General features: G+C 74.6%; 12 protein-coding genes. 5 read left to right on the top strand and 7 right to left on the bottom strand.

Annotated elements, in window-relative coordinates:
- Positions 1-15 precede the first annotated feature (15 nt).
- The gene (locus AC1VM9_RS11285) at positions 16-324 is read left to right on the top strand and encodes a hypothetical protein (RefSeq protein ID WP_481347189.1); all 309 of its coding nucleotides are present in this window, start codon (positions 16-18) and stop codon (positions 322-324) included.
- Between the two features lie 89 nt (positions 325-413).
- Here AC1VM9_RS11285 and AC1VM9_RS11280 read toward each other — a convergent pair whose 3' ends face one another.
- The 5 genes from AC1VM9_RS11280 to AC1VM9_RS11260 form a co-directional block, all read right to left on the bottom strand.
- The gene (locus tag AC1VM9_RS11280) at positions 414-1,856 is read right to left on the bottom strand and encodes a glycoside hydrolase family 3 N-terminal domain-containing protein (protein WP_483122697.1); all 1,443 of its coding nucleotides are present in this window, start codon (positions 1,854-1,856) and stop codon (positions 414-416) included.
- 160 nt (positions 1,857-2,016) lie between these two features.
- A complete protein-coding gene (locus AC1VM9_RS11275; protein ID WP_481342906.1) occupies positions 2,017-2,355 on the bottom strand; it encodes an STAS domain-containing protein in 339 nt (112 codons plus the stop codon).
- Positions 2,352-4,553, bottom strand: coding sequence for an ATP-binding SpoIIE family protein phosphatase (locus AC1VM9_RS11270; protein ID WP_483122695.1), 2,202 nt, complete (start codon positions 4,551-4,553; stop codon positions 2,352-2,354). Before AC1VM9_RS11270 ends, AC1VM9_RS11275 begins: the two co-directional genes overlap by 4 nt.
- Positions 4,554-4,733: 180 nt before the next feature.
- Positions 4,734-5,201 carry a hypothetical protein gene (locus AC1VM9_RS11265; protein ID WP_483122694.1) on the bottom strand — a complete coding sequence of 156 codons (468 nt, stop codon included), beginning with the start codon at positions 5,199-5,201 and terminating at the stop codon, positions 4,734-4,736.
- Complete coding sequence (locus AC1VM9_RS11260) at positions 5,198-7,285, bottom strand: CARDB domain-containing protein (RefSeq protein WP_483122693.1); 2,088 nt, start codon at positions 7,283-7,285, stop codon at positions 5,198-5,200. Before AC1VM9_RS11260 ends, AC1VM9_RS11265 begins: the two co-directional genes overlap by 4 nt.
- Positions 7,286-7,530: 245 nt before the next feature.
- Here AC1VM9_RS11260 and map point away from each other — a divergent pair, with 245 nt between their 5' ends.
- Entirely contained in the window at positions 7,531-8,313 is a 783-nt protein-coding gene (map, locus tag AC1VM9_RS11255; protein WP_483122691.1) for a type I methionyl aminopeptidase, read from the top strand.
- A 48-nt stretch (positions 8,314-8,361) separates the two neighbouring features.
- Here the strand turns inward: map and AC1VM9_RS11250 are convergent, their stop codons facing one another.
- Both AC1VM9_RS11250 and AC1VM9_RS11245 read right to left on the bottom strand, forming a co-directional pair.
- Positions 8,362-9,255 (bottom strand): NAD(P)H-hydrate dehydratase, encoded by an 894-nt coding sequence (locus AC1VM9_RS11250; RefSeq protein ID WP_483122690.1) that lies wholly within the window; start codon positions 9,253-9,255, stop codon positions 8,362-8,364.
- Positions 9,245-9,928, bottom strand: coding sequence for a histidine phosphatase family protein (locus tag AC1VM9_RS11245; RefSeq protein ID WP_483122689.1), 684 nt, complete (start codon positions 9,926-9,928; stop codon positions 9,245-9,247). Before AC1VM9_RS11245 ends, AC1VM9_RS11250 begins: the two co-directional genes overlap by 11 nt.
- A gap of 307 nt (positions 9,929-10,235) precedes the next feature.
- On the opposite strand from AC1VM9_RS11245, the gene AC1VM9_RS11240 reads away from it, so the two are divergent.
- From AC1VM9_RS11240 to AC1VM9_RS11230, 3 genes are all read left to right on the top strand, one after another.
- Entirely contained in the window at positions 10,236-10,808 is a 573-nt protein-coding gene (locus AC1VM9_RS11240) for an NADPH-dependent F420 reductase (RefSeq protein ID WP_483122687.1), read from the top strand.
- A 45-nt stretch (positions 10,809-10,853) separates the two neighbouring features.
- Positions 10,854-11,564 carry a FadR/GntR family transcriptional regulator gene (locus AC1VM9_RS11235; RefSeq protein ID WP_481342914.1) on the top strand — a complete coding sequence of 237 codons (711 nt, stop codon included), beginning with the start codon at positions 10,854-10,856 and terminating at the stop codon, positions 11,562-11,564.
- Positions 11,565-11,636: 72 nt separating this feature from the next.
- Complete coding sequence (locus tag AC1VM9_RS11230; RefSeq protein ID WP_483122686.1) at positions 11,637-12,662, top strand: asparaginase; 1,026 nt, start codon at positions 11,637-11,639, stop codon at positions 12,660-12,662.
- Positions 12,663-12,740 lie beyond the last annotated feature (78 nt).

The following is a 12,740-nucleotide window of genomic DNA, read 5'->3' as shown; positions in this document are numbered from 1 at the left end:
CCCGAGGAGGCAGCGATGGAGCCGACGACGGACCCGATGGACGACCGCGCTCTCGAGCGGGCCGCCCTCGCCCGCGACGAGCAGCTGCAGACGATCATCAACGACCTCGTGCGCCGGGGTCGGCACCGGTCCCACGACGAGGCCACGCAGGCGCTCGTCGAGGCGATCGCCGGAGCCGGGCTCGCGCCGATGCCGGAGCCGTGGGTCGACGCCGTGGCCGACGCGGTCGCCCGCGGCAACCCCTACGTCGTCTCGGCCCACACGGCCCGGGTCACCGACGTGCCGACGCCGGACGACGACGTGCCGAGCACGTCCGTCGAGTAGCGACGCGGGTCCGGCGCGCGTAGTCGGCCGACGACGGCTCCCCCGGCCGACGACGGCTCCTCGTCTCCCTGGTCGGACGCGTCTGCGGGTCAGAGCTGCGTGGCGAGGTAGCGCTGCAGCTCGGCGACGGTCCGGGCGTTCCACGTCGTCGCGCCGTCGCGGTAGAGGCCGAGGTAGGTCTGCATCGCGGCCATCGAGCGCGGGCCCCAGACGCCGACGACGTCCATCCCGATGCGGGCCTGCAGGGCGCGGATGGTCGTCGTGTCGAAGACGCCGGTGCGGGTGACGCCCAACCAGCGCTGGAGTGCGACGATCGTCGAGGACCCGAGGGAGCCGTTGACCGGGGGCCGCGGTGCGAGGAGTCCGTCCTGCGCCTTGACCGTGAGGACCCGGAGCACCGCCGCGTCGACCTTGGCCCGGAAGACCGAGTCGGACGCCGCCCGTGCCGTGACCGCCTGCACCATGGCCGGCACCACGGTCGGGGTGACGGTCAGGACGACGTCACCGCCGGCCTCGAGGAAGTGCAGGGCCCGCGCCGCCGGCGTCCAGCCGGTGACCTGCCGGGCGCTGCCGAGGTCGTCGCTGACGACGATCCCGGTGAAGTGCAGGTCGCCGCGGATCATCCCGCCGATGACGGTGGGTGAGAACACGGCCGGGTGCGCGGCGTCGATGAGCCGGTAGTAGGCCGACGAGACCATGAGCACCCGCGAACCGGCGGCGATGGCCGCGCGGAACGGCCCGATGTCGGCCGAGGTGCGCGTCGTGACGGTGTCGGTGACCCCGGCCGACGTGTCGGTGTTGCCGGTGACGCGGCCCAGACCCGGGAAGTGCTTGGCCGTCATCGCCAGACCGGAGGTCTGCATGCCGTGCTGGAACGCCGTGCCCTTGTCGGCGACGACCGAGGGCGTGTACCCGTACTCCCGGTCCCAGTACCCGATCGGCTGGTTGAGGCTGGCGAAGCTCTTGGCGACGGTGTCCATCACCGGTGCCAGGTCGAGGTCCACCCCGGAGCGGAACACCTGCCGCCCCCACGTCGTCGCGCTCGCGGTCAGCGTCGTGTCGGACCACGTGCCCTGCGTCAGTGCCGTCGGCATCCGCGAGAACCCGGTGCCCTGGAGCACCTGCACGTAGCCGCCCTCCTGGTCGGTCGCGATGAAGAGGGGGACGCCGGCCGTGGCCGCCGACGTCGTCAGCGCGTCGGCGTGGGCGGTGAGGTAGCGCACCGGGGCCGCGCCGTAGGTCGTCCGGCCGGTGAGGACGAGGTTGCCGACGTGGTACTGCGTGATGGCCGCCTGCGTCGAGGACCCGAGGCCGGTTGCCGGGCCGCCCACCATGAACAGCTGCCCGATCCGCTGCGCGGCGGTCATCCGGTCGAAGACCGCGCGCGCCTGGTCGGCCGGCGTCAGGGTGGTGGTCGCGAGCGTGGCCGGCACGGCGCTCGGGACCGTGCCCGAGACGGCGGCCGGCACGCCGGCTCCGAGCAGGAGGACCGCGGCGCAGGCCGCGAGGAAGGTCGTGCGTCGTGCCGGCATGTTGGGCCCCCAACGGTCGATGGCGTGCAGCAGCGACGCGTCTTCAGTGTAGGTCCGCGTGACGCTCCTGCCCACAGGTCCGCGACGACCCACAGGAAAGTGCCTCTCGGCCGGGCAGCCTTGTGCGGCAGGGCCTCCCGCCGGCCGGGGGTGAGGCGCGTCAGGCCAGCTCGGGCGGGCCGTCGTCGACGGGGATGACCGCGCCGAGGTCGGTGATGTCGACGACCCTGCGGATCACCGACGTCGGCGGCACGACGACCCGCAGGGGCTGGCGCTGGTGGCCCAGCCGTTCGGACAGGTGGAAGATCATCGCGATGCCCGTGCTGTCGAGGTACGTGGTGCCGCTGAGGTCGACGACGACCCGCGCCGCGGCCCCGGGAACCGCTGCGGCGACCGCGTCCCCGACGTCGGAGGCGTTGGACAGGTCGATCTCCCCGCGGACACGGACGAGGCAGAGCTCGTCGTGCAGTGCGGCGTCGACGTGCGCGAGGTCGTTCACGGCACAGCTCCTCTCCGGACCGCACGCGTCATCGTCACGACGGTGCCCCCCGGATCGTGTCGCGTGTCGACGGACTCCGTCAAAGCCCGGATCACGCCGAGCCCCCAGCCACCGCCGCGGGCCGCGGGCACGCGCCACGTCCCGTGGTCCCGGACGGCGACCTCCACGGCGTCGACGCCTCCGTCCGCGCCGACGCGTCGGCGCACCTCGACGTCGATGGTCTCCGGCGACGGGGCACCGCTGTACGCGTGCTGGACGACGTTCGCACATGCCTCCCCGCAGGCCACGAGGAGGGCGACCTCGTCCTCCGGCGAGACGCCCACCTCCCGCAGCCATCGGCGCATCGCGGTGCGGACCTCGGCGAGCGAGCGGGCGTCCGCCGGGACGCTGAGCCGCAGGGCGCCGGTGCCGGTCCGCACCGGGCGGACGGCGAGGAGGGCGACGTCGTCCGAGCGGTCGGCCTCGCCGAGGAGCACGGCCAGGAGCGCGTCGCAGACGGTGTCGAGGTCACCGGCATCGTGTCCGGCATCGGGCTGCACGAGGCGGAGCGCGCCGGCGCTCAGCCGGTCCAGGCCCTCGGTGATCGCGACACCGCGACGCTCGACGAGCCCGTCGGTGTAGAGCAGCAGGGTCGCCCCGGCCGGCAGCAGGTGCTCGACCTCGGCGAAGGTCCGGGCCGGGGTGACACCGAGCGGCGGCGCGAGGGCGCCGTCGAGGAACCGGGCCCGGTCGGCGTCGACGAGGAGCGCCGGCGGGTGCCCGGCGCTCGAGAGGCGCACGGTGCCCTGCGCCGGGTCGAGCAGGAGGAAGAGCATGGTGACCATCTCGTCGGTGGCCAGGCGCGTCAGGAGCCGGTGGACGCGACGCAGGACGCGGGCCGGCGAGGGGTCCTGGACGGCGTAGGCCCGCACGGCCATGCGCACCTGCGCCATGGTCGCCGCGGCGTGCACACCGTGGCCGGCGACGTCGCCGATGACGAGGCCGACGAGCCCGTGCCGCAGGGGGATCACGTCGTACCAGTCCCCGCCGACCTGCACGTCCGCGGTCGCCGGCAGGTACCGGGCGGCGACGTCGAGGCCGGGCAGGTCGGGCAGGCCACCGGGGAGCATGCTGCGCTGGAGGACCTCCGCGATCTGGTGCTCCCTCGTGGCGCGGGCCTCCTCGTGGCTCAGCAGGCGCTGCGCCTGGGAGCGCTCGCGGATCTCGCGGCGCAGCCGCGCGTTGGCGGTCTGCAGGTCGGCGGTGCGCTGGGCCACCCGCGCCTCGAGCTCGGCCGCGGACCGTGCCAGGGTGCTCGCCGCCTCGAGCCGCTCGCTGACGAGCGAGGCGAGGATCAACGACGTCAGCGCGACGCAGGCGTTGAACGCCTGGAGGCTCACCATCTGCTCGAGCAGGGAGCGGCCTTCGAACGGGCCGCGCTGGTGGGCTGCAGCCCACGTGGCGACGACGGAGGCCACGAGGGCGGCGGGGGCTGCACCGCGCAGCTGCAGCCGCCACGCCGCCCACCCGAGGACCGGCAGGACCACGACGAGGACGACCATGTGCGAGAAGGCCGCCCAGCCCGTGACCAGGCCCGACGCGACGAGGACGGTGAGGCCCTCCAGCCACTGGCTCCTGCGCCACGTGCGGTCGACGACGAGCGGCACGCTGAGCAGGTAGGGCGTCACGACGAGCACCCCCATGGCGTCCCCCGTCCACCACACCGCCCACGCGGTCGGCAGGGCGTCGACGCCGATGGCCCCCGACGCCGCGAGCGTGACGGCGCCGACCGTGGCGCTGACCGTCATGCTGGCGAGGGCGCCGAGGAAGACGATGGCGAGCGCGTCGCGGAGGCGGTCGACCTGGCGGCGGAAGCCGAAGCGGTGCAGCAGCAGGGCCGCGACGAGCGGGGCCGCGGCGTTGCCGACCGCCGTCACCCCGGCGGCCAGCGGGTTCGCGCTGATGGGCAGGTTGACGGCGAACGCCGACAGGAGGACGGCGAGGGTGACCACGGGCCGGCGTCGGCGGTCGAGCAGGAGGAACGCCGCGACGGCGATGCCCGTCGGCGGCCACAGCGGGGTGACGTTGCGCTCGACGAGGGACATGCCGAGGCCGAGGCGCGCGCCGAGGTAGTACGAGCCCCCGACGAGGAGGAGGACGCGGAGGTGGTGGAGCAGGGGGCGGCCTGCGGCGGGCCGCAGCCCGCTCGTGCCGCTCACCGTGCCCCGTCCATGTGCACATCGTGCTCCGGCGGGCCGCGTCGCGTCCGGCAAACGCACGCCGCCGTGGCGCGGTTGCCACGGCGGCGCGGTTGCCACGCCGGCGCGGCGGCCGGCGAGGTGGGCGCAGGTGGCGGGGGTCGGGGGTGTGGGGGCGCGACGCCCCGCCACCTGCGGGCCTCACGTCCCGATGAGCACGCTGACCGCGGTGTTGCCGGTGCAGTCCGGGATCTGCCGGATGGCCCACCGGCCGCGGAGACCGTTGCCGCCGAAGTCGGACTCCGCGTCCCGCTCCTCGACCTCCCCGTCCGATGCCGTCCAGCCGCGGGTGGAGTAGGCGCGCTGCATGTCGGCGAGCGTCTGCTCGAAGGACGTCGGGGAGACGGCCGTGACCACGGTTCGCCCACCGCTACGGGCCTGGACACCGGTGACGACGTAGCCGGCGGGCAACGTCGCCTGCTGGGGGAACCCGTCCGGCAGGTCGACGGGCTTCGCGTCCCTGGCGCAGACCATCGCAGCCGGGGACGCGCCGGTGCCGGGTTGCGCCACGGCGGCCTCCAGCTCGTCCTCGCCGCAGGCGGACAGGAGCGTCAGCGCCATGAGCGCCGCGACGACGGCGCCCCCGCGAGCCGGCGTCCCCGGGCTCACCGGAGGACCTGCGTCTGGCGCCGGTTGTCGGTCTCGTCCGACTCGCGGACGTGGCCGTCCGGGTCGGCCACGACGACCACCGTGTGGGTTCCCTTGGCGAGGCGCACACCGGGGAACGTCACGTTCGTCGAGCGTCCCGCCGCGACGTCGGTCGGTGCGGACGTCGCGACGTTCACGCCGTCGACGAACAGCCGGGTCGTGACGCCGGTGGCCGCGGCCCGGCCGGTGTTCGCGACGGTCGTGCTCGTGGCGTAGAGCCCGCCGGTCCTCGCCACCGACAATGTCGTGGGCGTCAGGTTCGGCAGGGCGTCGAAGGCCGAGTACAGCGTGGCGCCGGACTGCTGGCGCGCGATGGTGGCGTAGGCGTCGAAGTTCTGCGCCCCACCCGGCTGGGCACAGGCGCCGGTGCAGCCGTCGGCGTACCCGACCTCGACCCGACCGGTGCGGTCCACCGTGACGTCCATGAAGTCGAGCAGGTTGCGGTCGTTGCCGCACGTCGTGCCGCCGGTGCAGATCGAGCCGCGCTGGACGGGGTCGCTCGGGGTGGTGTCGACGGTGACCCAGCTCCTGCCACCGTCGTACGTCGTCGAGACGTAGAGGTGCCAGACGCCGGTGAAGTTCGCCGCGTCCTGGTAGTTGCCGGGGGTCGTCGTGCCGATGAAGGCGAAGGACGCCCGGTCGTCGTCACCGGCGACGACGGCCGGGAAGACGGTGTTGTGGATGCCGAGGCCGGCGCCGACGTTCTGGTCGTCGGTCCACGTCCGGCCCTTGTCGCGGCTCACCGCCACTCGTGGCGTCCCGTCGGCGGCCTGGTAGCCGAGGTAGACCGTGCCCTTGGCGCCGATGCCGACGCTCGGGTCGGAGTCGCCCGCGGTGCTGGCCGGGTTCTTGCGGACCGACCACGTCGTGCCACCGTCCTCGGACACCGCGACGGCCTGGTTGCCGCCACACGACTTGTTCGGCACGTAGACGGTGCCGTCCGGGGCGACCTTGACGTGCCCGTGCAGGCCGCCGCAGTCGAGCAGCGAGTACATCGGCACGGCCGGCCCGAAGGTGACGCCGCCGTCGTGGCTCGCGGCACAGCTGGCGTCGGCGATGTCCTGGCTGCAGTAGTACACGGCGTTCGGATAGGTCGACGTCGGAAGGGCTCCGGTCCCGTTCGGGGAGTAGGCGCCTCCGCCGACGGTCTGGTGGTCGACCCCGGAGTTGAGGCCACCACCCTGGCTGGGTGACCAGGTCCGGCCCTCGTCGTCGGAGTAGCACATCAGCGAGGTCTTGCCCGCGAGCTGGCTCTCGAAGACGCGGCCCGTCTTCGGGTCGGTGAACCCGATCGGGTCGAGCGAGGTCGAGCCGCCCGTGAGGCAGCCCTTGGCCGGCGTCGCCGACACGTCCGACCACGTCACCTTCGAGGGAGTCACGGTGTCGTCCCAGGTGGCCCGGTACGTGTCGTACAACGCCTGGTAGAAGGTCGCCCCGGTGGTGTGGGCGGCGCCGATCGAGGGCTCGCCGGCGTCGTGGGCGCGGCCGAAGGACTCCGGGGCCCCGTACTGGCTGAAGGTCGGCGGCGTCGCCGTGCCCGGCGCCGGGTTGGCCGGCACGTCGGTCAGCGTCGCGGTGCCGGTGACGGTCTCACCGAGCGGGGCGAAGGGGACGATCCGCACGGTGTAGTCGCCGCTCGTGGGCGGCGCGACGATGACCTCGGGGTCGGCGCTCGATGCCGCCGACGCGACGACCGCACCGTTGGCGTCGAGGAGGTAGACGTCGAAGTCGGCGGCGGCGGTGGCCCAGCCGACCTTGATCGTCAGCTGGTGCGTCGTGCCGTAGTCGCTCGGCGTCGACACGTGGAGCGCGAAGTCGTCGCACAGGCCCGGACCGCACGTCACGTCGCCCGTGGTGCCGGTGACGTTGGGGACGGCGAACGGCCCGGCGGTCCACTGGGTGCTCGTGCTCGTGTCGGACACCGAACCGCTGTCGGGGGTGGCGGCGAGCGCCGGTGCGGCGGCGACGAGCCCCCCGGTCAGGGTGGCGGCCGCGAGGAGTGGCAGGGTGCGGGAGCGGACCCTGCCGGACATCGGTGACAGCATGCGTTCTCCTGGCTCGTGTAGAGGCGACGCCCCCGAGGCGTGTGGTGGGACCACCAATCGGGCGAGAACACCGGGCTCCCGCTCGCCGTGACAACGAGCCGCGAGGCGGCCGCGCTACGACCCCGCTCGGTCAAGACTCCGTCAGCAGAGTCTGGGAAGCGGCTGGGAGCGCCGGTGCCCGACGAGGGGGCGCGGTCTGGTCGAATGGGGCCGGACAGTCGTCGGACCCACGTGGAAGGTGCCGCATGATCGAGATCCTCGACCGCAGCCAGCTCTCCCGGGCACGGGCGGTCGGCGCCCTCGTGGCCGACATCCTCCAGACGCTGAGGCGCCGGACCACCGTGGGCACCAACCTCCTCGACATCGACGCCTGGGCCGAGGCGATGATCCTCGAGGCGGGAGCGCACTCCTGCTACGTCGACTACGCGCCCTCGTTCGGGCGCGGACCGTTCGGCCACTACATCTGCACCTCGGTCAACGACGCCGTCCCGCACGGGCTCCCGCACGACCACGCCCTCGTCGACGGTGACCTGCTCTCGCTCGATCTCGCCGTCTCGCTGGACGGGGTGGTCGCCGACTCGGCCATCAGCTTCGTCGTCGGGCAGGCGCGGCCCGCCGAGAGCCTCGCCCTGGTCCGGGCCACGGAGCGCGCCCTGGCGGCCGCGGTCGCGGCCGCCAGACCCGGAGCCCATATCGGCGACGTCTCGCACGCCATCGGCTCGACGCTCCAGGCGGCGGGGTACCAGGTCAACACCGAGTTCGGCGGTCACGGTGTCGGGTCGACGATGCATCAGGACCCGCACGTCGCCAACATGGGGCGCCCGGGGCGCGGGTACCGGCTCCGACCGGGACTGCTGCTCGCGCTCGAGCCGTGGGTCATGGCCGACACGGCGCAGCTCGTCACGGACGCCGACGGATGGACGCTGCGCAGCGTGACCGGTTGCCGGACCGCGCACAGCGAGCACACGGTCGCCATCACGAGCGACGGTGCCGAGGTGCTCACCCTGCCGAGCGACCCGCACGCCTGAGCTCAGGGCCCCGAGCGCGAGACCACCGGCTCGGCCGGGTCCGGCTGCTCAGCCGCCGCCCGACGTCCGCGTGACGCCGGCCAGCTCGCGCGCGATGGCGAGGGACAGGTCGCGCGCGAGGAAGCCCGGCGCCTCCCCGTCGAGGCGCTCCCCGGCGCGGCTGTGGGCCCAGGTGGCCCAGACCGCCGCCTGCGCGGGGTCGGCGCCGCGCGCCATGAGCCCCGCCACGGCGCCGGCCTTCACGTCGCCGGACCCGGCCGTTCCCAGGCCCGGGGAGCCCCCGTCGTCCCGCCACGCCTCGCCCTGTGGGGTGACGATGCACGACACCTCTCCCCCGCCGAGCACCACGGCACCCGTCGCCTCCGCGAGCCGGCGCGCAGCGTCGACCGGGTCCTTCCCGAGCTCGGAGCGCGGCACCCGGAGGGTCGATGCCAGCTCGGTGACGTTGGGGGTCAAGAGGACTCGGCCCTCCAGGTGGCGCACGCCGTCCAGGTTGCCAGTCAGGTAGGCCGTCCCGAGGGCGTCGATGACGACGGGGGCGTCGAGCCGAGGCACCACCCGCTCGAGGAGCAGCCTGGCGCAGTCGGGGTCCCTGAGCCCCGGGCCCAGCAGCACGACCTCGACCCGGGAGGCCAGCTCGAGGATGCGGTCCGCGCCGGCGACCGCCAGCTCACCCGAGGCGAGCACCGGCAGCGGCTCGACGAAGGCCTCCGGCACGGCCACGCCCAGGGCGGACGCCGCGTCCGCCGCCGTGGCGACCTGCACCTTGCCGGCACCCACCCGCAGGGCCGCCTCGGCCGCCAGGACGACGGCCCCGGGGGTCTGGCGGGAGCCCCCGACGACGAGCACGGTGCCCCGGTCCGTCTTGTCCCCGTCGGGCGCCGGCAGCGGCCAGTCGCGCAGCACGTCGACGTCGACGGGGCGTGGCGTCTCACGAGGCATGGCTCTGGCCGCCGTCGGGCGGTGCGGCCTCGTGGGTCTCCTCGGCCTCCGAGGCCGCGAGGTGGGCGGTGTCGGCGAACGAGACGAGCTCGAACCGCCCGTCGTCCCCGCGCCGGTAGCGCGTGAGCGAGCAGTTCCCGAGGGGTTCGTTGCGGTCCAGCTCGAGCAGGCGCTGCTCGTCCAGACCTTCGAGCACGAGGCGGAAGCTCATGATGACGGCCTGGTGCGTGAAGACCCACACCCGCCGGCCGGCGCGCATCGAGGCCAGGTCGACGAGGACGTGACGCACTCTCAGGGCGACGTCCGTCCAGCTCTCCCCGCCCGGAGGGCGGTAGTAGAACTTGCCGAGGCGGGCACGACGCTCGGCCTCCTCGGGGTACGTCTCGCGGATGCCGGCGCCGGTGAGTCCGTCGAAGACACCGAGGTCCCGCTCCCGCAGGCGCTCGTCGAGGCGCGCGTCGAGCCCGAGCGGTCGGGTCACGAGCCGAGCCGTCTGCGCGGCGCGCGCGTACGGGGAGCTGAGGACGACCTCCGGCCGCTCGTCCTCGTCCCAGCCGGCGACCGTCCGGGCCAGGACCGCGGCCTGCTGCTCCCCCCGCTCGGACAGGGGCGTGTCGGGGTCGCGCGTCTCGAGCTTCCAGGCGGCCGGCGCCCCGTCGGCGTGCCTCGGCATCGGCCACGTTGCCCACGCTCTCGCCGTGGCGCACGAGCGCGAGCTCCTCGACGTGCGCCGGCGTCGACTCGCTGCTGGGTTCGATGGACACGGGCCCTCCTGGCGATCTCGTCCGATGCGACGCAGATACCCGCGCTCCGTCCCGCGCGAACACGACCGCCGCCTGCCGGCGCATCCCCGCGCATCCCGGCGCCCCGGCGCCCCGGCGCCCCGGCGCCTCCGCGCGGCATCGGCCCCCGCCCGGCCCGGGCGTATCGTCGCAGGGAGGCATCGCGCACCAGGACCGCCACCAGGCAGGAGCGCTTCCATGACGCAGATCTCCATCATCGGAACAGGGAACATGGGGCAGGCGATCGCGTCGGTCGCCGAACGCGGCGAGCACACCGTGCAGCTCGTCGGACGACAGGACGACCTCGACGGGGGCGCCGAGGTCGTGGTCCTGGCGGTGCCCTACCCGGCCGTCTCGGAGGTCCTCGCCGCCCGCGGGGCCGACCTTGCGGGCAGGATCGTCGTGGACATCACCAACCCGCTCGACGTCGAGACGTTCGACTCGCTCACCGTCCCTCCGGACGCGTCGGCCACCGCCGAGATCGCCGCCGCGCTGCCGGACTCGCGCGTGGTCAAGGCGTTCAACACCACCTTCGCCGGCACGCTCGTCGCGGGTCGGCTCGGGGACCTGCCCACGACGGTCCTCATCGCCGGCGACGACGCCGAGGCCAAGGCCGTCGTGGCCGACATCGTCTCGTCCGGTGGGCTCGCCGCCATCGATGCGGGGTCGCTGCGCCGAGCGCGCGAGCTCGAGGCGCTCGGCTTCCTCCAGATCACCCTCGCCGCCGGCGAGAAGGTGCCCTGGACCGGCGGCTTCGCCGTCGTCACGTAGCAGCGCTCCCGCGCGCCCTCCACGGCCCGACCTAGGATGGCGACCGTGGAGAGCGCCGTGACGTGGACCGCGGGGCAGCCGTACCGGCCGTCCGGCGCCGTCGACCACGTCTTCCGGCAGCTGCGCGAGGCCATCGAGGACGGCACCTTCCCGGTCGGCAGCCGCCTCGAGGCAGAGGGCACGCTCGCCACCCGGTTCGCGGTGAGCCGCCCGGTCGTCCGCGAGGCGCTCAAGGCGTGCGCGGTGCTCGGCCTGACCGAGACGCGTGTCGGCCGCGGCACCTTCGTCGTCTCGCGCGCCCCGTCGGCGGAGGCGCCCCTGGGCCGGTACTCCGCCCGCGAGCTGCAGGAGGCCCGGCCACACGTCGAGGTGCCCGCGGCCGCGCTCGCCGCGACCCGCCGCACCGACGAGGAGCTGGCGCGCCTGACCGAGCTCGTCGACCGGATGGCCGACGAACGTGACTTCGCGCGGTGGGTGGACCTCGACGCCGCCTTCCACCAGGTGGTGGCCAAGGCGAGCCGCAACCGGGTCTTCGCGTCCGTCGTGACCGAGATCCGGGACGCCATGGCGAGCCAGTCGGGCATGTTGAACTCCCTCGAGGGCCGCCGCGAGGAGTCGGACGCCGAGCACCGCCGCATCGTCTCGGCCATCGCGGCGGGCTCGTCCGAGCGAGCGGCGACGGCGATGCGCGAGCACCTCTCGTCGGTCGAGGACGCCGTGGCGCGGTTCTTCGCCGACGACCCGCGCGACGCCTGAACGCGCGCCTCACGGCAGAAAGGTCCACCGGAAGCCTTGACCGGCGACGGTCGCCTTCCCTATCGTCTCCGCGTGGCCAACCTGTCTTACAGCCTGACAGCCTTACAGATGTCGCGCGACGACGCGCCGGCGTCGGCGTCGATGCCCGCCCACGTCCCCGTGGCGGTGCTGCGGCGGGGGGCGCTGGTCGAGTCGGTGCACCACGGCTCCGCGGCCGTGACGCGCGCCGACGGGAGCACGGTCCTCCTCACCGGCGACGGGACCTGCCCCGTCTACCCGCGTTCCGCGCTCAAGCCCCTGCAGGCGGTCGCCGCACTACGGCTGGGTGTGCAGGCGGACGCCGAGCTGCTCGCCGTCGCCTCGGCGAGCCACTCCGGCGGGCCAGAGCACGTGGCGGCCGTGAGCCGCCTCCTCGCCGACCACGGTCTCGGCGAGGGCGACCTCGCCAACCTCCCCGACCTGCCGTACGGGACCCCGGAGCGCGAGGCCCTGCTCGCGGCCGGCGGCCGACGCAGCCGGCTCGTGCAGAACTGCTCGGGCAACCACGCCCTCGTGCTCGCCGCGTGCGTCGTCGCCGGGTGGCCGACGGACACCTACCTCGACCCGCGCCACCCCGTCCAGGTGGCCATCCGCGACACGCTTGACGAGCTCGGCGCGGAGCGGACGGGTCCGGTGGCGACCGACGGCTGTGGCATGCCCGTGGTGGGCATGACCCTTCCGGCCGTCGCCCGGGCCTACGGCCGGCTCGCTGCGGCCGACGCCGCGAGCGCCGAGGGACGCGTCGCGTCGGCCATGCGCGCCCACCCCCACCTCGTCGGGGGCAGCGCACGCGACGTCACCGACGCGATGGTGGTCGCGCCGGGACTCGTCGCCAAGGACGGGGCCGAGGGCGTGCAGCTGCTCGGCCTGCCGGACGGCACCGGGGTGGCGGTCAAGATCGCCGACGGCGCGGACCGCGCCCGGATGCCGGTGGCGGTGGCGGCCCTCGCGGCCGCGGGTGGTCACGAGTCCCTCGTCGCCGCCCTCGCGCCCTTCGGCAGCACCTCGGCGACCCACGGCGACGAGGTCGTCTCGACGCTCACCGCGCTCCCCCGCTGACGCGTCACCCCCGGCGCCGCGCCCCTCGGTGCCGGCCCGCCAGACCCCCCGCGTTCCCACCCCGCAGCACCGCTCGCC

The sequence above is a fragment of the Monashia sp. HAY1-11D genome (assembly GCF_056868035.1).
The sequence above is the reverse complement of the archived record's forward strand: the minus strand, read 5'-3'. Positions and strand labels throughout refer to the sequence as shown.